This window comes from Aliihoeflea sp. 2WW (assembly GCF_000497755.1).
Taxonomy (GTDB): Bacteria; Pseudomonadota; Alphaproteobacteria; order Rhizobiales; family Rhizobiaceae; genus Aliihoeflea.
In genome coordinates this window covers 54,848-78,195 of the sequence record NZ_AYOD01000001.1, presented here as the reverse complement: position 1 = coordinate 78,195, position 23,348 = coordinate 54,848, and the positions used below count along the sequence as shown (strand labels likewise).

Here is a 23,348-nt window from a genome sequence, read left to right as displayed (position 1 = left end):
GCCTCACGGGATTCCAACACTCGTTAACCACCCGTGCGTATCGTGAGCCTCGACTGCATCGAGGGTGGTGACGTGCTGGAAATATTCTCGTGTCTCGTTTACGAGCATGACTATCGATACGTGTTGCTGGCGGCCGGCATCTGCGTGGCCGGGTCGGTCATGTCGATGCGGCTGTTCGCGCGAACCCGGCGGACCACCGGCGCACGCCGCGCCAACTGGCTGTTCCTTGCCGGCGTCGTCTCCGGCAGCGCGATCTGGACGACGCATTTCGTCGCCATGATGGGCTATTCGCCCGCCCTGCAACTCGTCTACGATCCCGCCATCACGTTGATCTCGCTCTTCCTGGCGATCGGCTTCTGCACCATCGGCATGGTGGTTGCCGCGAGCACCCGCACCACGGCATTGATCGAGGTCGGCGGCGCCATTTTGGGCATCGGCATTGCTGTCATGCACTATGCCGGCATGAGCGCGATGCGAGTCACGGCCGCGATGAGCTGGGACCCGACCCTCGTCACCGTCTCAGTCCTTCTGGGCGCATTCTTCGGCGCCATCGCCATGAACCGCATCGCCCGTCCGGTCACGCGCTTTTGCCGTTATGGCGGCGCACTGGCGCTGATCCTAGGCATCGTGTCGATGCACTTCACCGGCATGGGCGCTTTGACGCTGGTGCCGGACCTCTCCATCGCCGTGCCCGAAAAGGGCATCTCGGACAGCCTCCTCATCCTCGGCGTTCTGGCCGTCATGTCGCTCGTCATGGGCACCGGCCTGTCGAGCTACCTGATCGACAACCACAACGAGGTCGAGGCCGTCCAGCGGTATCGCCAGCTTGCTCTGCATGATGCCGTGACGGGCCTGCCGAACCGCCATCACCTGACGAGCAAGCTCGGCGAGATCATCGGCGGAGATTATGACGACACGTCGCGCGTCGCCGTCATCTGCATCGACCTCGACCGCTTCAAGGACATCAACGACGTGCATGGCCACGCGGCCGGCGACATGGTCCTGAAGATCATCGCCGAGCGCCTCTCCGCCTGCCTTCAGGATGGCGAATTCCTGGCACGTGTCGGCGGCGACGAATTCGTCGCCGTCAAGACCCGGCTCTACCAGAAGGGCCAGGCGCTCGAATTCGCCACCCGGCTCCACAGCGTCGTCTGCCGGCACATCGAGGACGAAACCCGCGTCCTGACGGTCGGCGCCAGCCTTGGCGTCGCCTATTATCCGGACGACGCACCCGACGCCTCGACGCTCCTGACGCGAGCGGATCTGGCCATGTACCGCGCCAAGCAGTCGGCCTTCACCAGCATCTGTCGCTACGATTCCTCCATGGACGAGGCGAACCGCACCCGTGCCGCCCTGTCGCTTGAATTGCGCCATGCGGTCGAACGCAAGGAGCTTGAACTCTATTACCAGCCCCAGAACGACGTCGCCTCGGGCGATCTGATCGGCTTCGAGGTTCTCGTGCGCTGGAACCATCCGCAGCGCGGCCTCGTCTCGCCCGTGGAGTTCATTCCGCTCGCTGAGGAGACTGGTCTGATCCTTCCCATCGGCGAATGGGTGCTGAGGGAAGCCTGCGCCGAAGCCGCGCGATGGGCCAAGCCCTACAAGATCGCCGTCAACGTCGCCTCGGCGCAGATTTCGCAGTCGGACCTGCCCGGGATGGTCGACGAGATCCTGGCATCCACCGGTCTTTCCGCCTCTCGCCTCGAACTGGAAATCACCGAATCGAGCATCATCGAGGACCACCACCATGCCCTCGCCATCGTGCGCAAGCTGAAAGCCAAGGGCGTGAAGATCGCGATGGACGACTACGGCACCGGCTACTCCTCGCTTTCCACCTTGCAGAACTTTCCCTTCGACAAGATCAAGATCGACCGCTCCTTCATCGCAGACATCGACACCAGCGCGCAGGCGATGGCGATCGTGCGCTCGACGATCATCCTGGCGGAGAGCCTGCAGATTCCGGTTCTCGCCGAGGGCGTGGAAAGCGCGTCGCATCTCCAGTTCCTGCGCGAGCAGGGCTGCCACGAGGCGCAGGGCTATTTCTTCGGCAAGCCGGTCCCCCTCGCCAGCATCCAGTCGCTCGTCACCTCGACCGTGATCCAGATGCCGCTGCTGAAATCCGCCTGATCGGCAACCGGATTCACTCTGGCAGCCGATCAGCGCAACCGGTTGATCGCGTTGGCGGCTTCGACCGCCAGCGGTGCAAACCGGTTGCAGAACGCCTCGGGCGTCCACTCGCTGAGCGAGCCGGCGACATGGATCGCTCCGAGCGGACGTCCGCCCGGCCCCAGAACTGCCACACCCAGAGCCACCTCGCCGACCAGAACTTCCTCGACCGTCAGCGCATAGCCCGTCTGGCGCGCCTCGCGCACCATTTCGCGCACTTCATCCGGCGTGGTGATCGTCTTGTCGGTGAACGGGCGACGATCCGAGCGCGCGATGATGTCGTCCACCTGCGCGTCGGTCAGATGCGCCATGATTGCCCGCCCGCCGGAAGTGCAGAAGGTCGGTACGGAATGACCGACGAGCGTGGCGAAGAACGTCTCGCGCTTGCTCTGCAGCCGGGCGGCATAGACCACGCGCAGATCATCGAACAGGCTCAGGTCGACACGTTCCCGCGCATTCTTGCGCAGGTCGAGCAGCACCGGCGTCGCACGCTCGATCAACTTGTTCAGGCGCAGGTAATCGACCGTGTGGTCGAGCACCCGGATTCCCGGCAAATAGCCCCTGCCCGTCTCGTCGCGCTCGATATAGCCAAGGGCGCGTAAGGTGTGGATCACGCGCTGCGCCGCACTGCGCCCGGTGCCGCTCGCCTCCGCGATCTCGTTCAGGCTAAGCGGCTGTTCCGCCTTGTGAAACACCGACAGGACGTGAAGCGCGCGGGCGATCGACTGGACGAACAGCGGGTCGTCCATCTGCGCCTGGTCCAAGAGCCGCGCACCGTCCTCCCCACTGATGATGCTGCGATTCATACCTACCCCCTCCAATGCCGGTTGACGGCGCGTCATACCACCTCTACCGTTGAATTGCGATATAACTGTATCGCCTGTCGATACCGACTTTCGTCGGACTTTCCAACGGCACAGGATTTCAATGTCGAAGCGCGTGGCGATTGCCGGCTTTCTGCACGAAACCAACACGTTCGCGCCCTCCCCGGCGCGATATGAGAACTTTGAACAAGGCGGCGGCTACCTGCCGATGAGTCGCGGCGCGGAAATCCTGCAGCGCTGCGGCGGCGTCAATCTCGGCATCAGCGGCTTCGTCGACTATGCCGAAAAGGCCGGCTGGGAACTCGTGCCTCTGCTCTGGACCGGTGCCATCCCCTCGGCCCATGTCGAACGCGACGCCTATGAGCGCATCGCCGGCGAGATCGCTGACCTGTTGCGCGCCGCGGGCAAGATCGACGGCCTCCTTCTAGACCTTCACGGCGCGATGGTCGCCGAGCATCTGGATGATGGCGAGGGCGAACTCCTGAAGCGCCTGCGCGCGATCGTCGGCCCGCACATCCCGATCTCCGCCAGCCTCGACCTCCACGGCAACGTCACGCGCGACATGGTCGACGCGGCCGACGTTCTGGTCGCCTTCCGCACCTACCCGCATGTCGACATGGCCGAAACTGGCGTTCGGGCAGCCGAGCAGCTCGACCGCCTGATGACGCGCGGCAAGCCGTTCGCCAAGGCGTTCCGGCAATTGCCGTTCCTGATCCCGATCCCGTGGCAGTGCACGATGATCGAACCGGCGAAGTCGCTCTATGCCGAGATCGACCGCGTCGAAGGCGGCGCGGTGTCAAGCGCCTCGATCCTGACCGGCTTTCCCGCCGCCGATTTCGAGGATTGCCGGCCCTCGGTCCTCGCTTATGCCGAGACAAAGGACGAGGCCGACGCTGCCGCCGATGCGCTCGAACGAGCGTTTCTCGACCGCGAAAGCCGTTTCGCCGGCAAGGCCTATGCACCGCTCGAAGCCGTCACCGAAGCGCAGCGGATCGCGGCCTCTGCCAGCAAACCCGTCATCATCGCGGACACGCAAGACAACCCCGGCGCGGGTGGTGATTCGAACACGACCGGCATGTTGCGGGCGCTTCTTGAGAAAGGCGTTGAACGCGCGGCCATCGGCGTCATCGTCGACCCAGCCTCCGCCGCACGCGCCCATGAAGCCGGCGAAGGCGCCGAGATCGAACTGGCGCTCGGCGGCCAGTCGAACGTTCCGGGCGACGCGCCCCTTCAGGCAACCTGCCGCGTCGAAAGGCTTTCCGACGGCCGCTTCAAGGCCACCGGACCCTATTATGGCGGCGCCGACATGAATCTCGGCCCCGCCGCCTGCCTCTCCATCGACGGCGTGCGGATCGTGGTTTCGACCTTCAAGGCGCAGATGGCCGACCGGGAGATGTATCGCTTCGTCGGCATCGATCCGGAAGACCAGGCGATCCTCGTCAACAAGAGCTCGGTCCATTTCCGTGCCGATTTCGAGCCCATCGCCGAAGCCATCCTGGTCGCCACCGCGCCCGGACCGATGGCGCTCGACGCGGCCGACCTGCCGTTCACCCGGCTGAAGCCGGGCATCAGGCTCTCGCCGAACGGCCCGGCCTTCCAGCGTACGGGAGCGGCTCGACGCGCAGGCTGAACAAGCAATTCCACAAAGCCGGCGGCAAGATCGGCATCCTGAACAATGGCGAAATCAATCGAAGAGGGTTACCGATGACATTCATTCCAAATGGCTTTTCCGGTTCGGTTCTGACCAAGAGCCGGTCCGTCATGCTCGCAGCGGCGCTTGCCGCCTCGACGGCGATCGTTCCGGCCGCCACCGCGCTCGCGCAGGACGGCGAGACCATCACCGCCGTCATGCATTCGGGTCTGCGCGTTCTTGACCCGATCATCACCACCGCGCACATCACCCGCAATCACGGCTACATGATCTATGACGTGCTGATCGCGGTGAACGAGAATTTCGAGGTCCAGCCGCAGATGGCCGATTTCGAGGTTTCCGATGACGGCCTGACCTACACCTTCACGCTGCGCGACGGCCTGCTGTTCCACGATGGCGAGCCCGTGACCGCCGCCGATGCGGTCGCATCGCTCCAGCGCTGGGGCGAGCGCGATTCCGGCGGCCAGTTGATCTTCGACGTCACGGCCAGCCTCGAGGCGACTGACGACAAGACGATCACCTGGACGTTGAGCGAGCCGTTCACGCCGCTTCTCGACATCGTCGCCAAGCAGTCGGCCGTGCCGCCCTTCATCATGCCCGCGCGCGTCGCCGAAACGCCGTCGAGCGAAGCGATCACCGAATATGTCGGCTCCGGCCCCTTCAGCTTCGTCGAAGAGGAGTTCGAGCCGGGCGTGTCGGTCACCTACGAGAAGTTCGCCGACTACGTGCCGCGCGAGGAACCGGCGAACTGGATGGCGGGCGGCAAGGTCGTCAATGTCGACCGCGTCGTCTGGACCTCGATGCCCGACGCCCAGACCGCGATCAACGCCCTCGTCTCCGGCGAGATCGATTATCTCGAACAGGCGCAGATCGACCTTCTGCCGATCCTCCAAGCCAGCCCCGACCTGACCGTCGAGGTGCGCGATCCGCTCGGCTTCCAGACCATGGGCCGGATGAACTTCAAGCACCCGCCCTTCGACGACGAGAAGATCCGCCAGGCCGCCATGATGGCGATCAGCCAGGAAAACGTGCTGGCGACGCTGGTCGGCAATCCGGAATACTATTCGCTTTGCGGCGCAATCTTCGGCTGCGGCACGCCGCTGGCCGACGAAACCGGCTCCGACACGCTGAAGAGCGGCGGCGACGCGGAAGCCGCTCGCGCGCTTCTGGAGGAAGCCGGCTACGACAATACGCCGGTCGTCCTGATGCAGCCGACCGACGTCGTGACGCTCACCGCACAGCCGGTCGTCGTCGCGCAGGCCCTGCGTGACGCCGGCTTCAACGTCGACATGCAGGCGATGGACTGGCAGACGCTGGTCACGCGCCGCGCAAGCCAGTCGGCGCCGGCCGATGGCGGCTGGAACATCTTCTTCACCAACTGGTCGGTGCCGGAGATTTCCTCGCCGCTCATCAACCCGATGGTCAACGGACGCGGTGACGAAGCCTGGTTCGGCTGGCCGGAAGATCCGGCACTGGAAGAGCTGCGCGCCGAGTTCATCGCAGCCGACGGCGTCGAAGCGCAGACCGAAGTCGCACAGCGCATTCAGGCGCACGTGCTCGAAACGGTGAACTACGTGCCGCTCGGCCAGTATCTGACCGTCCAGGCGCGCAGCAACAAGATGGTCAACATGATCCAGCAGCCGGTCCCGGTGTTCTGGCAGGTCGACAAGACCGAATAGCGGCCGCAACCGCTTCAGGCTCCCGGCGCACGCCGCCGGGAGCCTTCGCTTTCCAGCTTCCGAAGGATCATTGAGCCCATGCTCGGCTATGTCATCCGGCGCATCCTTGCCGTCATTCCGGTGATGGCGATCGTCGCGATCTTCGTCTTCCTGCTTTTGCGCCTGACGCCGGGCGACCCCGCCGCCATCATCGCCGGCGACTCCGCGACGCCCGCCCAACTCGAGCGTATTCGCGAGTCCCTCGGCCTCGCCGAACCGCTTCACATCCAGTTCGTCACCTGGATCGGGCAGCTCGCGCAGGGCGACCTCGGCACCTCGATCATCTCGAACCAGCCGGTTACGCGCCTCATCGGCCAGCGCATCTGGCCGACGCTGCAGATCGGCACGCTGACGATCCTTCTCTCGGTCCTGATCGCCGTCCCGCTGGGCGTCCTTGCTGCATGGCGGCACCGGACCTGGATCGACTACGCCGTCATGTCCTTCTCGGTTCTGGGCTTTTCCATCCCCGTCTTCGTCATCGGCTATCTCTTCATCAAGCTCTTCGCGATCGATCTGCGCTGGCTGCCGGTCCAGGGCTACACCTCGCCTTCGGAAAGCGTGCAGGGCTTCCTGTCCCGCGCCGTCCTGCCCTGCCTCACGCTCGCCACCATCTATGTCGCGCTGATCGCCCGCATGACCCGCGCGAGCCTGCTCGAAGTGCTCGGGGAGGATTATGTCCGCACCGCGCGCGCCAAGGGCGTGAAGGAGCACATCGTTCTCTTCCGCCATGCGCTGCGCAACGCCGCCGTTCCGATCATGACCATCATCGGCACCGGCTTCGCACTCCTGATCTCCGGCGTCGTGGTGACGGAGAGCGTCTTCAACATCCCCGGCATCGGCCGCCTCACCGTCGACGCGATCCTGGCACGCGACTATCCCGTCATCCAGGCGATGATCCTTCTGACGAGCGCGATCTATGTCTTCGTCAACCTGCTGATCGATCTCTCCTACACGCTCTTCGACCCGAGGATTCGCTACTGATGGCCGCTCAACCGCAACCGACCTCCGCCATGCAGGTCGTGCTCGGCGCGATCCAGCTTCCGCGCAACTGGCGCCTCGGCCTCGGCCCGATCCTCGCGGCCATCGTGCTCGCCCTGATCGTGATCGCCACCGCGTCGGCCTATCTCTACGTGCCGCACAATCCGATGAGCATGGACGCGCTGCAGCGCCTGAAGGGCCCGAGCGAAACCTACTGGCTCGGCACCGACCCCTATGGCCGCGATCTCTTCTCCCGGGTCATGGTCGGCGGCCAGGTCTCGCTCCTGATCGGCATCGGCGCGGCCATCGTTTCGGTCATCATCGGCCTGCTGATCGGCCTCGTCTCAGGCTTCTTCCGCCTCGCCGACGCCATTATCATGCGCGTCATGGACGCTCTGATGGCGATCCCGTCGATCCTGCTCGCCATCGCACTCGTCGCGCTCAACGGGCCGAGCATCTGGTCGGTCATCTTCGCGATCACATTGCCCGAAATCCCGCGCGTCGTGCGGCTGGTGCGCTCCGTCGTGCTGTCGGCGCGCGAAGAGCCCTATGTTGAAGCCGCCATAGCGCTCGGCTCGTCCATGCCGAAGATATTGTGGAAGCACCTGATGCCGAACACGCTCGCCCCGCTCATCGTGCAGGGCACCTATATCTGCGCCTCGGCAATCCTGACCGAAGCGATCCTTTCCTTCCTCGGCGCCGGCGTTTCGACCGAGATCCCCACCTGGGGCAACATCATGGCCGAGGGCCGCCTGTTCTTCCAGATCAAGCCGGAACTCATCTTCTGGCCGGGACTGATGCTGTCGCTGTGCATCCTGTCCATCAACCTTCTCGGCGATACCGCGCGCGACCTTCTCGATCCGCGCCTCAAGAAGCGGGAGGCGTAACCCATGCTGTTCCGCAATCGCCATTTCGACGACAAACCGGTCGCGCTCGAAATCCTCGGCCTGTCCGTCGCCACGGCCGGGAACGATCCCGTTCCCATCCTGAACACGATCGACGTCACCATCCATCAGGGCGAAACCGTCTGCCTCGTCGGCGAGAGCGGCTCGGGCAAGTCGGTCACCTCGCTCGCCGTCATGGGACTTCTGCCCAAGGGCGCGCTCGAAGTCACCACTGGGCGCATCGAACTCGACGGCAAGAACCTGCTTGACCTCGACGCATCGCAGATGCGCGAATTGCGCGCCCAGCGCATTTCGATGATCTTCCAGGAGCCGATGACCGCGCTCAACCCCGTCATGAAGGTCGGCGACCAGATCGAGGAAGTGCTCGACAGCCACACCAAGCTGCCGACCCGCGAGAAGAAGCGCCGCGTCATCGACATCATGCAGCAGGTTCACCTGCCGGACGTCGAGCGCATCTACGGCTCCTACCCGCACCAGCTTTCCGGCGGCCAGCGCCAGCGCATCATGATCGCCATGGCGCTGATCCTCGAGCCAAAGCTCCTGATCGCCGACGAGCCGACCACCGCGCTCGACGTGACGACACAGAACCAGGTCCTGAAACTGATCGCCGAACTCCAGGAGAGCCACGGCACCGCAGTCCTCTTCATTACCCACGACATGGGCGTCGTCGCCGAGATCGCCGATACGGTCTACGTCATGCGCAATGGCGACATCGTCGAAAGCGCTGCGGTCGAAACGCTCCTGCGCTCGCCGCAAAAGGACTACACGCGCCGGCTGCTCGAAGCGGTGCCGAGCCTCGTCCCGCGCGACGCGCGACCCGAAAGCTGGGCCGATCCGGTGCTGTCGGTCGACGGACTAACCAAGATCTACGATACCCGCGGCTTCTTCAAGAAGGGCCGCGAGACCAAGGCCGCGCAGGACGTCAAATTCCGCATCAAGCCCGGCCGCACGCTCGGCATCGTCGGCGAAAGCGGATCGGGCAAGTCCACCGTCGCGCGCTGCGTCATGCGGCTCATCGACCCGACCGAGGGCCGCATCAAGGTCGGTCAGACCGACATCGCAAAGCTCGGCCGCGGCGAGTTGCAGCCGCATCGAAAGCACATCCAGATCGTCTTCCAGGACCCGTTCCGCTCGCTCAACCCGCGCTGGACGGTCGGCGAGAGCCTGATCGAGGGGCCGCTGAATTTCGGCCAGTCCAAGGCCGAGGCGATGAAGCACGCCGCCGAACTGATGGAACTGGTCGGCCTGCCCGCCGATGCGCTCGGCCGTTATCCGCATCAGTTCTCCGGCGGCCAGCGCCAGCGCATCGCCATCGCCCGCGCCATCGCCATGCGGCCGGACATCCTCGTCGCCGACGAGGCGGTCTCCGCGCTCGATGTGTCGGTGCAGGCGCAGGTGCTGAAGCTCCTCGACGAATTGCAGGAAAAGCTCGGCATCGCGATCCTCTTCATCACCCACGATCTGCGCGTCGCGGCCCAGATCTGCGACGAGGTCGTCGTCATGCAGCATGGCCGCATCGTCGAGCACGACACGGCCGAAAACGTCCTGTCCCAGCCCAGCCACGACTATACCCGCGCGCTGATCGAGGCCGCGCCCGGCCGCCACTGGGACTTCGCCAATTTCAGGGAGCTTTCCCTGCACCAGACCGAGACGGCCTGACCCGCCCCAGCCCACCAAGGAGACCGACATGCCGACATTGCCACGCATTGCCGAATACGCCGACGAACTGACCGCCATTCGGCGCGACTTCCACGCCAATCCCGAGATCGGCTTCGAGGAGACGCGCACCGCCGGGATCGTCGCCGAAAAGCTGAAATCCTGGGGCATCGAGGTCCATACAGGGCTCGGCAAGACCGGCGTCGTCGGCGTGCTTCAGGGCAAGGGCGGCAGCGAGCGGGCGGTCGGCCTTCGCGCGGACATGGACGCGCTGCCGATGGACGAAGAGACCAATCTCCCCTGGCGCTCGACCGCGCCGGGCAAGTTCCATGGCTGCGGCCATGACGGCCACACGACCATGCTGCTCGGCGCCGCGCGCTACCTAGCCGAAACGCGCGACTTTTCCGGCAAGGCCGTCTTCATCTTCCAGCCCGCCGAGGAAGGCCTCGGCGGCGCGCGCGCCATGCTCGCCGATGGCCTCTTCGACAAGTTTCCGTGTGACGAGATCTACGGCATGCACAACAACCCGCTGGCCGCGCCGAACAAGGTCGGCGTCAAGCCTGGACCGGCCATGGCCGGCTCCACCTTCTTCGATATCTACGTCAAGGGCGTCGGCAGCCATGGCGCGATGCCGCACCATTCCAAGGACCCGATCGTCGCGGTCACCTCGCTCGTGCAGTCGCTGCAGTCGATCGTCAGCCGCAACGTGCCCGCCGTGAAGCCGGCCGTCCTGTCGGTCACGCAAATCCATTCCGGCTCGGCCTACAATGTCGTGCCCGACAAGGCCGTCATCTGCGGCACGATCCGCTATTTCGACGATGAGGTGAAGGAGCTGATCCACGCCCGCATCCGCGACATGTGCGAGGGCTATTCCAAGATGTTCGGCATCGAGGTCGAGCCCGACCTGCGTGAAATCTTCACCGTCCTCATGAACGACGACAAGCTGTCCGACGCCTATCTCGACGCCGCCTCCGATATCGTCGGCGTCGACAACATCACCAATGAGAACGAACTGGTAATGGGCTCGGAAGACTTCGCCGACATGCTCAAGGCCGTCCCCGGCGCCTATTGCACGATCGGCCATGGCGGCGATGTCCCCGTCCACAATCCCGGCTTCATCTTCGACGACGCAATCCTGCCCGTCGGTGCCAGCGTCATGGCCCGCATCATCGAAAAGCGCCTGCCGCTCTAGTCAGCAGACCCCCGCCGTTCCCCCCGTGGAAGGAAAAGCGCGACGCCGACGCCGTCCCTCCCCCTTGTGGGGAGGGATAAAGGGTGGGGGTCCCCTTCAAAAAAAGCCACCCTACAGCCCCAAGGTGACCCCATGAACCTCAACGCCCTGCCCTTCGACGCCGACACGATGCTGAAAGGCCTCAAGCCCTGGATCGAGTGCGAAAGCCCGACCTTCGATGCCGCCGCCGTCGACCGGATGATGGACCTTGCCAGCTACGACCTCGCCGCTGCCGGCGCAGAGATCGAGCGCATTCCCGGTCGCATGGGCTTCGGCGGCTCGGTGCGCGCGCGCTTTCCGCACAAGGATTTCGGCAAGCCCGGCATCTTCATTTCCGGCCATCTCGACACCGTCCACCCGGTCGGCACGCTCGAAAAGCTTCCCTTCCGCCGCGAAGGCAACAAAGCCTACGGCCCTGGCATCCAGGACATGAAGGGCGGCAATTTCGTCGCCGTCGAGGCGATCCGCCAACTGGCGCTCGCCGCCATCGACTGCCCGCTGCCGGTCACGGTCCTCTTCACGCCCGACGAAGAAGTCGGCACGCCGTCGACGCGCGAGCTGATCGAGATGGAAGCGCGCAAGAACAAATACGTTCTCGTGCCCGAACCCGCGCGTCCCGACGGCGGCGCGGTGACCGGCCGCTACGCCATCGCGCGCTTCAACCTGAAGACCGAGGGCCGCCCCAGCCATGCCGGCTGGGCACTCGGCGAAGGCCGCTCGGCCATCGCGCTGATGGCAAAGAAGCTGCTCCAGGTCGAAAAGATGACCACCGACGACTGCACCTTCTCCGTCGGCGTCATCCGTGCCGGCCAGTGGGTCAACTGCGTCTCGTCCGAATGCCACGCCGAGGCGCTCTCCATGGCCAAGCGCCAGGACGATCTCGATCGCGGCGTCGAGGCGATGCTCGCCATGGCGACCGAAGAGAACGACGTCCGCTTCGAGGTCACCCGCGGTGTCACCCGTCCCGTCTGGGAACCGGACGCCGGCACGCTGGCGCTCTACGAGATCGGCCGCCAGGTCGCCGCCGACATCGGCTTCGACCTGACCCACGCCAGTGCCGGCGGCGGCTCGGACGGCAACTTCACCGGCGCGCTCGGCATCCCGACGCTCGATTCCATCGGCGTTCGCGGCGCGGGTCTTCACACGCTCAACGAACACATCGAGATCGACAGTCTGGTCGAGCGCGCTCGCCTGATGGCCGGCCTCCTGATGCGACTGAAATAGGCGTCGCGAAAAAGGCCGCCATTCGCCAGGGCGTCAGTGCTTGAGTTCGTCCACCTTCAGACGGCGTCCCTTGCGATCGAAGAAGTGCCCTTCGTTCAGAACGCGCCGGTCTTCGCGCAACCGGTCCTCCAGATCGCGCAATTCGCTCCGCGCGATGTCGTTCGGAACCGGCCCGTTGAAGAACGCGCTGACCGGAAAGAAGGCGGCGCCGTTCCAGGCGGCGCCTGAACCGGAAAGCAATTCGCGCAGTTCCACCCAGCGCGTTTCGTCGCCGATGACGTTCATGTAGGTCGAGCGCAGAAGGTCGATGCGCGTTTCCGCGATGTCGACGAGAACGACCATCACCGTGAAGTCGCCGCGCCGTTCGTACTCGCCCGCGAGCCAGGCGTCGAAGCGGCTGTGACGCTCAGAAGTCGACAAGCTGCGTCTCCGGCATGTAGTGCTCGAACAGGACCCAGAAAGGCTTTCCACGCGCTTCAGCGTACCACGCCTCGAATTCGGCCAGCGCCGCCCCGACATCCGGCGCCGGCGTGTCCGGTGCCACGGACGCCTCGTCCTCGCGGGTCGCATGGAACGCGGCAAGAGCGAGCGCGCCGTAGCGTTCCAGAACCTCGTCGCGCGCCTCGCTCTCCTCCCGCCAGCCGAGCCGGTTGCGCAATGCCGCGACTGCCGCCGCGACTGCGACCGGGCCGTCGTCGGCCTGCGCCACCGTGTCGAACAGCGAGCGCATGATGTTCATCCGGCGATGCGCGAAAGCGCGGGCTTCGGCAAGCGCCGCGACACGCGCGTTCATCGTGCGCCGGAACTCGGCCTCCTCGTCTTCGCAGGCCTTGGCCGCATGTCCGAGTTCATCGAGAAGCGTCTGCCTGGCCGTCATGAAATCTTCCGGGAAGCTGGCGGAGGAGAGTGGGAGTCGAACCCACCAGGGACCGTCTCACGGCCCCACCCGGATTTGAAGTCCGGACGCCCCACCGGGGACGATTCTCTTCCTTTGTCACTTGCATCGGGCGCGGGACCGAACAGGTCGAGCCGATGCGGATTCAGGCGGCGCAGGTCACCGCGCCGCAGCGTGAGACCGTGCCGGTCGAAAAACTCCAGAATCTCAATAGACACCTTGCGCCCGTTTTCCAACCGATCGCGCAGGTCGGCGGCGACAAACTCGCCCTTGGGCTTGCCGGCGGCGACATCCTGAAGGATTGCGACGATCTGCGAAACGACACTTCGCGCAAAGAAGCTGTCATGGGCGATTTCGTGCACGCGTCCCATTCGGCTCGCGCGCTTCAGGAGTTGGCGCATGTCGGCCTCGGAAACCGCGAATATATTGGCGAGATCGCGCGTCCGCGGCGGCCGGAAGCGCTGTTCGCCGATGAGCAGCGGCTCGATCCGCGCCCAAAGCGCCTCGTCCGCCTCCGACAGCCGCGCGACGTGGCTCGCCCGGCGCACCCATGCGCCGTCGAGCGAAATCTCGCCTCTGCGCTGCAGGCTCTGCAGCACCATCCGAAACATGGGCGCCGGCAGGCGCGCCTCGCCCATCATGCGCAATCGTTCCAGGCCGATGCCCGGATGATCGGGATTTTCCGCATGATAGGCATCGAGATCGGCGAGCAACCGATCCCGTATGCGAAGCCACCGCGCCGGCGTCATCGCCATCGTGCCGACGTCCGGCGGAATGCGGATCAGGTCGCCCGCAAGCCTGGCCACTCCGTCGCCGCCGATCGCCCGATCCCGCGCGAACCCGTCGAGATCAACGTAAAAGGGTGGCGTGTCGAGAAGCGCGCGCAGCGATGCGTCGTGTTCGGCCGGCAGGAGCGCGGCAAGCTGCGCCTGGCGCTCCGGCGAACGCCGCCGTCGTGCAGGCGCGCGCAAATCGAGAAACCGGCCGCCGCCGATCGTGCGCCGGGCGGACGTGTCGCGAACGACGAAGCGGTCACCCACCGCCGCCGAAATCGGGCGGTCCAGCACAAGCTGGACGATCGCCTGACCTCCGGGCGCGATCGGTGCATCCTGCAGGAGCACGATGCGCGCGGGCACCTCGCAGGAGGCATGGTGCAGATGAACGGGGAACCACTGGCCGATCGGTTTCGGCTCGCCAGCGAGAATGCTCAGTTCGGCGTCGATCCGCGCCGTCGGCGCATGCAGGCCCGGATCGACGACCATGTCGCCCCGCGCGACCGCATCGCGGCCGATCCCTTCGCCGGCCAGATTGAGCGCGCAGCGGTCGCCCGCCCGGCCGCGCTCGGCCTTCTCGTTCTGCGCGTGGATCGAGCGCACACGTGCCTGAAGCCCGCGCGGACTGACGACGACCTGATCCCCGACGCCGATCTCGCCGGAAAGGACCGTCCCGGTCACCACCGTACCAGCGCCCTGGATGGTGAAGGCCCGGTCGACCGCCAACCGAAAGCGGCCGTCTGCATTGCGCCGTCCGATGGCGAGCGCGGCCTCGGCCAGCCTTGCCTCGAGCTCGGCGACCCGCAGCCCCGTCGCGCTCGAAACCGCCAGCACGTGCGCGCCCTCGAGCGAACTTCCCGCGAGCAGCGTCTCGATCTCGATCTCGACGGCGAGCAGCCGGTCCTCGCCGGCAAGATCGGCCTTGGTGATCGCGACGATACCGCGCGAGACGCCGAGCAAATCGAGGATCGCCAGATGCTCGCGGGTCTGCGGCATCACGCCGTCATCGGCCGCGACCACCAGCAGCGCGAAATCGATTCCTCCGGCGCCCGCCAGCATGGTGTGGATGAAGCGCTCATGGCCCGGCACGTCGATGAAGCCGATCCGCGCGCCGTTCGCCAGCGTGCGGTAGGCGAAGCCAAGGTCGATCGAGATGCCCCGCGCCTTTTCTTCCTTCAGCCGGTCGGTCTCGACACCCGTCAGCGCACGCACGAGCGACGTCTTGCCGTGGTCGATATGGCCCGCCGTGCCGACGATCATGCCTCGCCCTCGTCGAGCAACGGGCGATCCGCGCGCAACTTGGCCGCCTCGCGCTCCTCGGGCGACAGAACGGCAATTGCGGCGGGGATGAAGTTGTGCGCCAGCTTCGAGCCGCCGTCGCGCGCGCGCAGCAGCCAGACAAGCGCGGCGACCGGGTCGCGGGGCACGCCCGCACCGGTGATGTGCGCCGCGCCGAGCATCGCCTGCCCGTCCGCCTCGCCCAGCATCGCAGCCTTGCGCCACCATTCTGCGGCAACGCCCGCATCGCGCTCGACGCCGAGTGCATTGTGGTGAAGGTTGCCGATCCGCGTCATCGACGCCGCCACGCCCTGCGCGGCAGCGCGCTCGGCATAGGCGAGCGATGCTGCGTAGTCCTCGTGGTCGGCAAGCATCCAGGAATACATGTCCTGCGCCGTCGCGTCGCCCTGATCGGCGGCGAGGCGATAGAGCCGCATCGCCTCCGCCTCGTCCTGTTCGACCCCCTCGCCGCGAAAATGCAACGTCGCCAGATTGCGCTGGCCGACCGGATCGCCCTGCGCTGCGGACAGCTTGAGCCATTTTGCGGCCAGTTCGGGATTTTCCGCAAGTCCGTGACCGCCGGAAAAGCAGGCGGCGATGTTGTTTTGCGCGCGCGCATTGCCGGCCCGCGCCAGTGGCTCCCAGATGGCGAGTGCGGCCTGGAAGTCACCTTCTTTTGCCGAGCGAAGTGCTTCGTCCATCGGATCGCGTTCCGGCTCCGAAACGCGCCGGAAGCGGTCAAGCCAGCCCATCGGCAAGACCCCGGAGATTGGCGATAAAGCGGGGCGCATCTTCCAGGCACCGCAAGTCGAGCAGCAGAGCGCCATCGGCGATCCGCCCGATGACCGGCACCGGCAGCGCGCGCAACGCCGCGGCCAGCCGGTCGAGCGCCGAGCCACTGCCGTCAACAGCGCGAATGGCGAGCGCCGAGGAAGCCAGCGTGTCGAGCGGAAGTGCGCCCGAGCCGATCTGGCTTCCGCAATCGACGATCTCGACCGTGTAGAACGGCCCAACCGCCGCGCGCACATCCGGCAGGATCGCGGTCGCCATCCCGGCGATCTCCGCCTGGCTGCGCGCCAGCAGACGAAGGGTCGGCAGGCGTTCGGCGAGACGATCGGGGTCGCGATAGAGCTTCAGCGTCGCCTCCAGCGCGGCGAGCCGCAGCTTGTCGACGCGCAACGCGCGCTTCATCGGGTTGCGGTTGATCGCGGCAATCAGATGCCTGCGACCGACTATGAAGCCCGCCTGCGGACCGCCCAGCAGCTTGTCACCGGAAAAAGTGACGATGTCGGCGCCCTCGGCGACCGCTTCCCGCACCGTCGGCTCACGCCGCAGGCCCCATCGTGCAAGATCGACCAGCGTGCCGGAGCCGAGATCGTTGACGAGCGGCACCTTAGCCGCCCGCGCAAGCGCTGCGAGCGAAGGCGCATCGACCTCCTTCGTAAATCCTTCAATGCGATAGTTCGATGTGTGAACCTTGAGGATCAACGCGATGTCGCCGGTGTCGAGCGCTGCGCGATAGTCCTTCTCGTGGGTCCGGTTCGTCGTGCCAACCTCGACCAGCCGCGCGCCGGCCCGGGCCATGATGTCGGGCATGCGAAACGCGCCGCCGATCTCGATCAGTTCGCCGCGCGAGACCACGGCCCCGCCGCCATTGCCGGCGAGCGTGTTCAGCACGATGAGCACGGCAGCGGCGTTGTTGTTGACGAGCGTCGCGTCTTCCGCGCCGGTCAGTTCGCAGACGAGATCGCGCAGATGATCGTCGCGCTCGCCGCGCTTGCCGGTCGCAAGGTCGAATTCGAGCGCGGTTGCATCGCGCATCGCTTCCGTCGCCGCCTCGATTGCGGCCTCGGCGAGCAGCGCGCGGCCGAGATTGGTGTGAAGCACCGTGCCGGTGAGGTTGAAGACAGGCCTCAGCGATGATCCGGACGCCGCTTCCAGTTGCCAAAGTGCCAGCGCGGCGATGGCCTGCGCATCGCGCAGCGCACGCCCCTCGCGCGCGGATTGGCGCTCGGCATCGAGAACGAGGCGTATGCGCGCGGTCGCCTCCGTGCGCCCGAACCGATCGATCGCCGCCTGCCCGGCTGGCGATTTCAGCACGGCATCTACCGACGGGATGGCGCGGAAGCTCTCGTTCATCGCAGGACTAGTATCCCAGCAGGAACGGATTGAACGCGCCGCGTCGGAACTGCGTCTCGCGCATCAGGAGATCGACGCCGAGGCTACCCACATCGTCGGCCAGCGGCTCGAGCGAGGCGTCCTGCTGCTGGTTCAGGATCTTCACGTAGCAGCCGCACTCGTCGCATGTTTCGGCCTTGATCGTGCCCGGCCCGTCCGCGATTTCCTGATACTTGATGCCCTTGGTGGACGAGCAGATCGCGCATTTGATGCGCACATGGTGCCAGAGCGTGGAGCAAAGCGCGCAGGCGCAGTAGCGCGTTCCGCCGGCCTGCGGCCAGGCGACGATGACCGAGGCGACCGGAGGGCCGCCGCAGGCGGGACAAGCGCCGTTTCCGACCGATTTCAGCTCACGTTCGGGCAGGAGCGACGCGGCGCGGACGAAGTGAAGCTGCAACGCGGCGGCGACATAGGCATGTTCGGCCATCGCTTCGGCTGGAACGGCATCGGCGAGCAGGTTGGCAACCATCGCCTCGAAGCGCGACGCGTCAGCCTTTCGCACCGAGGACAGTGCGTTCTTTGCCGCCGCGGGCTTGCCGACCGCTTCGATCTTGCCGAACAGCCGCTCGCTCAGCGAGCGAAACTCCTCGTCGGGGCGAAAGGCCGCGCGGTCGAGCGGCGGCATCGAATGTTCGAGTGAGCGTTTGACCGAACCGGGATCGGCGAGCGCGGGCGCGGGAAGCTCCTGCGCGAGTTCCTGCTGCGCGGCGGCGATGCCGGCAAGAAAGCCGAGATAAGGACCGATGCCCTCCGGCTGGGCAAGTTCGCCGAACCGCCGGGCCCGCCGCTCGAACAGCCGCACCGGGTCCGGCACGCGAGCAGCCGGCGGGGTGCGAACCTCGCCGATCGCGGTGATGTCTCCCTTGACGGGAATTCGACGCGCCATGAAATCCTCCACGAGCCGCACGGGCTACGCGGCATTCTAGAATGCTGCCCGGCGTCGTGTCACGCCGGGCATGAGTTCGCGTTCCGTCAGGTCGCGGGACCGCGTCCGTCCGGGCTCTGGTCGTCGCGCTTGCCATAGGTGGCGAGCGCGCGCAGCCATTTGCGGTGATGCCGCCACGCCCAGCCGCCGGACACGTTGCCGCGTGTCATGGCACGAAGCGTGCCCTCGACCCAGAAGGCCGCATAGACGTGGATGATCCACACGCAGATGATGGCCACCGCCGCCATCGAATGGACGAGCATCGCCACGCGAAGCTGCGGAACGGTCAGATACTGCGAGAAATACCGCTCCCAGACGGCCAGCCCCGACACGATCAGGATCGTGATCAGGATCGACATCGCCCAGAAGACGAATTTCTGCCCGGCATTGTACTTGCCGACTTCTGGCAGCTTTTCCTCGTCGCCCTTGAGCACGTCGCCGATATGGGCCGCCCATTGCGCATCTTCCCGGCGCGGCAGGTTCAATCGGAAGAACCGGATGAACAGGCCCGCAAAGGAGACGAACAGCACCACGCCGATCCACGGATGGATCGCGCGCGTCCACTGGCCGCCGCCGAAAAGCGCGGTCAGCCAGTAGAGCGACGGATGGAACAGGGCGAGCCCCGAGAGCGCGAGCAGGATCAGGCTGATCGCCGTGATCCAGTGATTGACCCGCGCCCATTTCGTATAGCGGTCGACGACGACCTCGCGACCGACGTGAAGCCGGTCGCCGCGGTCGATGTCGGCCTTGGTCACCTGCGGAGCCGGACGCCCATGCAGCGTGCTGTCCGTCATGACAGGGTCTCCTTGCTCGGATCGAGCGGCGCCGCGCCCGGAGCCACCGCCGTCAGGCGGCGCGCCTCCTCGTCATCCTCGACGGTGACGCGGTTGCGACCGGAGATCGCCATGTGCAGCACGCCGGCAGCCGCCGCGATGCCCATGACGGCAAAGCCGGCATATTTGGTGACCCCTTTCCACGCTTCGACCAGCGGAGAAATGCGCGGATCGTCCGGCAGGCCGGCATAGATGGACGGCTTGTCGGCGTGATGCAGCACGTACATCACATGCGTCCCGCCCACGCCCGGCGGATCGTAGAGCCCGGCATTGGCATAGCCGCGCGACTTCAGATCCTCGATGCGCTCGGCCGCATGCGCCTTCATTTCCTCCTTGGTGCCGAAGACGATCGCCTTGGTCGGGCATGCCTTGGCGCAGGCCGGCCCCTGGCCGACTGCGATGCGGTCGGAGCAGAGCGTGCACTTGTAGGAGCGGTTGTCGACCTTGGAGATGCGTGGGATGTCGAACGGACAGCCCTTCACGCAATAGCCGCAGCCGATGCAGTTTTCCTTCACGAAGTCGACGACGCCGTTCGAATACTGCACGATCGCGCCGGGCGCGGGACAGGCCTTGAGGCAGCCCGGATCGGCGCAGTGCATGCAGCCATCCTTGCGGATCAGCCATTCGAGATTGTCGGTCTCGGGGTTCACCCATTCGGTGAAGCGCATCAGCGTGAACGTGTTCGGCGTCAGATCGTGCGGATTGTCGTAGACGCCCGCATTGACGCCGACTTCCTCGCGCAGGTCGTTCCACTCGAGACAGGCCGACTGGCAGGCCTTGCAGCCGATGCATTTCGACACGTCGATGAGCTTGGCGACCGCCTCGAGCTGGCGCGCGGGCGCCGGCACCGAGGAGGCGGACCGCCGGATATAATCCTGCGGTCCCATCTGCATGGCGGTATCCGGCGCGACGGGCGGATTGACGTTGATGGTCATGGTCTCTCCTCCCTTATGCCGTTGCCGGGCCGCTGGACGGCTCGATGTTCACGAGAAATGCCTTGAACTCCGGCGTTTCGATATTCGCGTCGCCCACGAACGGGGTCAGCGAATTTGGTCCCATGCCGTTCTTGGCCGCGCCGGTGAAACCCCAGTGGAGCGGGATGCCGACGATGTGGACGGGCTTGCCGTCGCAGATCAAAGGCTGGATGCGCTTGGTGACGACGGCTTTCGCCTGCACCGATCCACGCTTGTTCCAGACCCGGCACCAGCCGCCTTTCTCGATGCCCCGTTCCGCCGCGAGTTCTTCCGATATCTCGACGAAGAACTCGGGCTGGAGAACAGCGTTCACCCAGACGTGCTTCGTCCAGTAGTGGAAGTGCTCGGTGAGGCGGTAGGACGTCGCCGCATAGGGGAACTCCTCCGCATCGCCGAATGTCGCGCGGTCGCTTTCAAACACGCGCGCCACCGGATTGCCCCGGATGGCGGGCGCGACGACGTTGACCACGGGCGATTCGAACGGCTCGTAATGCGCCGGGAATGGCCCGTCGCGCATCATGCCCCTCGAGAACAGCCGCGACTGCCCCTCCGGGTTCATGATGAACGGACCGACATCGCGCGGGTTCGATGTCGGCGGAATGTCGGGCACGTCGTAGCCCGCCCACTTCTCGCCGTCCCACTCGATGAGCTTGCGCTCGGGGTCCCACGCCTTTCCGTCGAGATCGGCCGAGGCGCGGTTGTAGAGGATGCGCCGGTTGGCCGGCCAGGCGAATGCCCAGTTCAGATAGGCGCCGGTCGCGTCGGGGTCGGAATTGTCCCGCCGCGCCATGTTGTTGCCGTTCTGGTTGTAGCAGCCGGAATAGATCCAGCAGCCGGCGGCCGTGGAGCCGTCGTCTCGCAGCGCGGCGAAGCCCGGCACCTGCTGCCCTGCCTCGACCGTAACCTTGGTCGGATCGTTGGGATCGCGCAGCGTCTCGACGGCATAGCCGTTCAATTCGCGGGCGATCTCGTCCGCCTTCGGGTCGCCCGGATCGGCATAGGGCCAGTGCAGGTTCAGGATCGGGTCGGGGAACTTGCCGCCCTCTTCCTGATAGAGCTGCTTCAGCTTCAGATGTATCTGCGCCATGATCCAGGTGTCGTGCTTGGCTTGCCCCGGCAGGTTCTGCGCCGGCCAGTGCCATTGCAGCCAGCGCCCGGAATTGACCAGCGCGCCCTCGTCCTCGGCAAAGCAGCTCGTCGGGAGCTGATAGACCTCGGTCTCGATCGACGCCGAATCCACGTCGTTGAACTCGCCGTGATTCTCCCAGAAACGGGCTGTTTCCGTCTCCAGCGGGTCCATCACCACCAGATATTTCAGCTTCGAGAGCGACCGCGTGATCTTGCCCCGATCCGGGAACGAGAGCAGCGGATTGAAGCCCTGGCAGAAGTAGCCGAACATCTGCCCCTGATCCATCATCTCGAACGCGCGCAGCACGTCATAGGCCGGCAGGTCGAGCTTGGGCAGATAGTCGTAGGCGAAGCTGTTTTCCGGCGTCGCGGCCGTGCCCCACATCGCCTTCATGAAGGACACGAAGAACTTCGGATAGTTCTGCCAGTAGCTGACCTGGTTCGGTCGTAGCGGCTTGAAGCCGCGGCTCGAAATATAGGTCGGGTAGTCCACTTCCCTTTCGGTCGGGATGTTGAGATAGCCCGGGATCAGGTTCGACATCAGGCCGATATCGGTCAGACCCTGGATGTTGGAGTGCCCGCGCAGCGCATTCATGCCGCCGCCGCGCACGCCGATATTGCCGAGGATCAACTGCAACATCGCCATCGAGCGGATGTTCTGCGAACCCTTGGAGTGCTGGGTCCAGCCCAGCGCATACATCGACGTCATCGTCTTGGTCGGCGTCGAGCATTCCGAGATCATCTCGGCAACCTTCAGGAACTTCTCCTGAGGCGTGCCGCAGATGCGCTCCACCATCTCCGGCGTGTAGATGGCGATATGCTCCTTGAGCATGTTCCACACGCAACGGGGATTTTGCAGCGTCTCGTCCATGACGACGAAGCCGTCCTCGCCGATCTCGTAATCCCAGGTCGCGCGGTCATATTCGCGCTTTTCCGGGTCATAGCCGGTGAAGAGGCCGTCCTGATAGGCGAAGCCCTCCTTGACGATGTAGGCCGCATTGGTGAACGCGTTGACGTAGTCCCACTGCACCTTGTCGTTGTCGATGCAGTATTTGATGACGCCGAGCAGGAACGCGATGTCCGAGCCCTGCCGGATCGGCGCGTAATAATCCGCGACCGAGGCCGAGCGCGTGTAGCGCGGATCGACGACGATGAGCTTGGCGCCGCGGTTGGCTTTCGCCTCCGTCACCCATTTGAAGCCGCAAGGATGCGCTTCTGCGGCATTGCCGCCCATGATCACGACCAGATCCGTGTTCCGAATGTCGGTCCACGAATTCGTCATTGCACCACGACCGAAAGTTGGGCCCAGACTGGACACCGTGGGGCCGTGTCAGACTCTCGCTTGGTTGTCGAAAGCCACCATGCCGGCCGAGCGAACGGCCTTGTAGGTCAAAAACGCGGTCTCGTTCGTCGTCGCGGACGCGGCCAGGAAGCCGGTCGTCGTCCAGCGATTCACCGGAACGCCATCCATGTTGCGTTCGATGAAATTGGCGTCGCGATCGTCCTTCATGTGGCGTGCGATGCCGTCGATCGCCTCGTCCCACGAAATCTCCTCGAAGGCGTTCGAGCCGGGACGGCGAACCTTCGGGTTCATGAGGCGGGTATCGGCCTTGATGAAGTCGAGCAGCGCCGCGCCCTTCGGGCAAAGCGTTCCGCGATTGGTCGGATGATCGACATCGCCCTCGAGGTGGATCGCTTCCGCGGTACCCTGCGTCAGATCACCCTTCGAATAGATGATGACGCCGCAGGCGACGGAGCAATACGGGCAGGTGTTGCGCGTCTCCGTCGTCCCGGCGAGCTTGTAGGGCCGCAGCCCCTCGACGAACGCCGCTTCCGCTTCCCCGAAGCCGAAGGCGCCAAGTGTCGTTGCTGCGACACCCGCGCCCGCGCCCTTCAGAAAGCTGCGGCGTGAGAGTTCCATATTCATGCGGAAGCCTCCTCCCTGCCTGTTCCCGGAATCCCGGATTCATTCTCGCGTGAAACGTTACAGTCGCGCCCAAGTTGTGTCAAA

The 23,348-nt window shown here is 65.4% G+C and carries 17 protein-coding genes, 1 tRNA gene and 1 pseudogene; 8 read left to right on the top strand and 11 right to left on the bottom strand.

Annotated features, from left to right (window positions below; genetic code table 11):
• The first annotated feature begins 33 nt into the window (after positions 1 to 33).
• A complete protein-coding gene (locus tag ALII_RS0100350; protein ID WP_244437235.1) occupies positions 34 to 2,127 on the top strand; it encodes a bifunctional diguanylate cyclase/phosphodiesterase in 2,094 nt (697 codons plus the stop codon).
• A 29-nt stretch (positions 2,128 to 2,156) separates the two neighbouring features.
• Here ALII_RS0100350 and ALII_RS0100345 read toward each other — a convergent pair whose 3' ends face one another.
• Positions 2,157 to 2,972 (bottom strand): IclR family transcriptional regulator, encoded by an 816-nt coding sequence (locus ALII_RS0100345; RefSeq protein WP_024585357.1) that lies wholly within the window; start codon positions 2,970 to 2,972, stop codon positions 2,157 to 2,159.
• A gap of 121 nt (positions 2,973 to 3,093) precedes the next feature.
• On the opposite strand from ALII_RS0100345, the gene ALII_RS0100340 reads away from it, so the two are divergent.
• From ALII_RS0100340 to ALII_RS0100310, 7 genes are all read left to right on the top strand, one after another.
• Complete coding sequence (locus ALII_RS0100340) at positions 3,094 to 4,620, top strand: M81 family metallopeptidase (protein WP_024585356.1); 1,527 nt, start codon at positions 3,094 to 3,096, stop codon at positions 4,618 to 4,620.
• 74 nt (positions 4,621 to 4,694) lie between these two features.
• Positions 4,695 to 6,320: an ABC transporter substrate-binding protein gene (locus ALII_RS0100335; protein WP_024585355.1), complete on the top strand. Its 1,626-nt coding sequence runs from the start codon at positions 4,695 to 4,697 to the stop codon at positions 6,318 to 6,320.
• A 78-nt stretch (positions 6,321 to 6,398) separates the two neighbouring features.
• Positions 6,399 to 7,340, top strand: coding sequence for an ABC transporter permease (locus ALII_RS0100330; RefSeq protein ID WP_024585354.1), 942 nt, complete (start codon positions 6,399 to 6,401; stop codon positions 7,338 to 7,340).
• A 29-nt stretch (positions 7,341 to 7,369) separates the two neighbouring features.
• Positions 7,370 to 8,224 (top strand): ABC transporter permease, encoded by an 855-nt coding sequence (locus ALII_RS0100325; protein ID WP_244437254.1) that lies wholly within the window; start codon positions 7,370 to 7,372, stop codon positions 8,222 to 8,224.
• Between the two features lie 3 nt (positions 8,225 to 8,227).
• Positions 8,228 to 9,901, top strand: a complete 1,674-nt coding sequence (locus tag ALII_RS0100320) for an ABC transporter ATP-binding protein (RefSeq protein ID WP_024585352.1) — start codon at positions 8,228 to 8,230, stop codon at positions 9,899 to 9,901.
• Positions 9,902 to 9,929: 28 nt separating this feature from the next.
• A complete protein-coding gene (locus tag ALII_RS0100315) occupies positions 9,930 to 11,090 on the top strand; it encodes a M20 aminoacylase family protein (protein WP_024585351.1) in 1,161 nt (386 codons plus the stop codon).
• 132 nt (positions 11,091 to 11,222) lie between these two features.
• Positions 11,223 to 12,353 carry a M20/M25/M40 family metallo-hydrolase gene (locus ALII_RS0100310; protein ID WP_024585350.1) on the top strand — a complete coding sequence of 377 codons (1,131 nt, stop codon included), beginning with the start codon at positions 11,223 to 11,225 and terminating at the stop codon, positions 12,351 to 12,353.
• 33 nt (positions 12,354 to 12,386) lie between these two features.
• Here the strand turns inward: ALII_RS0100310 and ALII_RS0100305 are convergent, their stop codons facing one another.
• From ALII_RS0100305 to fdnG, 10 genes and pseudogenes are all read right to left on the bottom strand, one after another.
• Positions 12,387 to 12,773 carry a hypothetical protein gene (locus ALII_RS0100305; RefSeq protein WP_024585349.1) on the bottom strand — a complete coding sequence of 129 codons (387 nt, stop codon included), beginning with the start codon at positions 12,771 to 12,773 and terminating at the stop codon, positions 12,387 to 12,389.
• Complete coding sequence (locus ALII_RS0100300; protein ID WP_024585348.1) at positions 12,760 to 13,230, bottom strand: hypothetical protein; 471 nt, start codon at positions 13,228 to 13,230, stop codon at positions 12,760 to 12,762. The genes ALII_RS0100305 and ALII_RS0100300 overlap by 14 nt, the downstream gene beginning before the upstream one ends.
• A gap of 17 nt (positions 13,231 to 13,247) precedes the next feature.
• Positions 13,248 to 13,343: transfer RNA gene (locus tag ALII_RS22200), tRNA-Sec, on the bottom strand.
• A gap of 111 nt (positions 13,344 to 13,454) precedes the next feature.
• Positions 13,455 to 15,281 (bottom strand): annotated as a pseudogene (gene selB, locus ALII_RS0100295) (selenocysteine-specific translation elongation factor); the annotation flags it as partial.
• Positions 15,278 to 16,051 carry a tetratricopeptide repeat protein gene (locus ALII_RS0100290; RefSeq protein ID WP_024585346.1) on the bottom strand — a complete coding sequence of 258 codons (774 nt, stop codon included), beginning with the start codon at positions 16,049 to 16,051 and terminating at the stop codon, positions 15,278 to 15,280. The gene ALII_RS0100290 and the pseudogene selB, both read right to left, overlap by 4 nt.
• A complete protein-coding gene (selA, locus tag ALII_RS0100285; protein WP_024585345.1) occupies positions 16,038 to 17,438 on the bottom strand; it encodes an L-seryl-tRNA(Sec) selenium transferase in 1,401 nt (466 codons plus the stop codon). Before selA ends, ALII_RS0100290 begins: the two co-directional genes overlap by 14 nt.
• A 7-nt stretch (positions 17,439 to 17,445) precedes the next feature.
• Positions 17,446 to 18,363 (bottom strand): formate dehydrogenase accessory protein FdhE, encoded by a 918-nt coding sequence (gene fdhE / locus ALII_RS0100280; RefSeq protein ID WP_024585344.1) that lies wholly within the window; start codon positions 18,361 to 18,363, stop codon positions 17,446 to 17,448.
• An 86-nt stretch (positions 18,364 to 18,449) separates the two neighbouring features.
• Entirely contained in the window at positions 18,450 to 19,157 is a 708-nt protein-coding gene (locus ALII_RS0100275) for a formate dehydrogenase subunit gamma (protein ID WP_024585343.1), read from the bottom strand.
• A gap of 35 nt (positions 19,158 to 19,192) precedes the next feature.
• Positions 19,193 to 20,170 carry a formate dehydrogenase subunit beta gene (fdxH, locus tag ALII_RS0100270; RefSeq protein WP_024585342.1) on the bottom strand — a complete coding sequence of 326 codons (978 nt, stop codon included), beginning with the start codon at positions 20,168 to 20,170 and terminating at the stop codon, positions 19,193 to 19,195.
• A gap of 13 nt (positions 20,171 to 20,183) precedes the next feature.
• The gene (gene fdnG / locus ALII_RS0100265) at positions 20,184 to 23,264 is read right to left on the bottom strand and encodes a formate dehydrogenase-N subunit alpha (RefSeq protein WP_152529491.1); all 3,081 of its coding nucleotides are present in this window, start codon (positions 23,262 to 23,264) and stop codon (positions 20,184 to 20,186) included.
• Positions 23,265 to 23,348 lie beyond the last annotated feature (84 nt).

Bases quoted from the DNA above. Each gene is read 5' to 3' on its own strand.
- ALII_RS0100345 (WP_024585357.1), bottom strand. From the start codon at position 2,972: ATGAATCGCAGCATCATCAGTGGGGAGGACGGTGCGCGGCTCTTGGAC.
- ALII_RS0100340 (WP_024585356.1), top strand. From the start codon at position 3,094: ATGTCGAAGCGCGTGGCGATTGCCGGCTTTCTGCACGAAACCAACACG.
- ALII_RS0100335 (WP_024585355.1), top strand. From the start codon at position 4,695: ATGACATTCATTCCAAATGGCTTTTCCGGTTCGGTTCTGACCAAGAGC.
- ALII_RS0100330 (WP_024585354.1), top strand. From the start codon at position 6,399: ATGCTCGGCTATGTCATCCGGCGCATCCTTGCCGTCATTCCGGTGATG.
- ALII_RS0100325 (WP_244437254.1), top strand. From the start codon at position 7,370: ATGCAGGTCGTGCTCGGCGCGATCCAGCTTCCGCGCAACTGGCGCCTC.
- ALII_RS0100320 (WP_024585352.1), top strand. From the start codon at position 8,228: ATGCTGTTCCGCAATCGCCATTTCGACGACAAACCGGTCGCGCTCGAA.
- ALII_RS0100315 (WP_024585351.1), top strand. From the start codon at position 9,930: ATGCCGACATTGCCACGCATTGCCGAATACGCCGACGAACTGACCGCC.
- ALII_RS0100310 (WP_024585350.1), top strand. From the start codon at position 11,223: ATGAACCTCAACGCCCTGCCCTTCGACGCCGACACGATGCTGAAAGGC.
- ALII_RS0100300 (WP_024585348.1), bottom strand. From the start codon at position 13,230: ATGACGGCCAGGCAGACGCTTCTCGATGAACTCGGACATGCGGCCAAG.
- ALII_RS0100290 (WP_024585346.1), bottom strand. From the start codon at position 16,051: ATGGGCTGGCTTGACCGCTTCCGGCGCGTTTCGGAGCCGGAACGCGAT.
- selA (WP_024585345.1), bottom strand. From the start codon at position 17,438: ATGAACGAGAGCTTCCGCGCCATCCCGTCGGTAGATGCCGTGCTGAAA.
- fdhE (WP_024585344.1), bottom strand. From the start codon at position 18,363: ATGGCGCGTCGAATTCCCGTCAAGGGAGACATCACCGCGATCGGCGAG.
- fdxH (WP_024585342.1), bottom strand. From the start codon at position 20,170: ATGACCATCAACGTCAATCCGCCCGTCGCGCCGGATACCGCCATGCAG.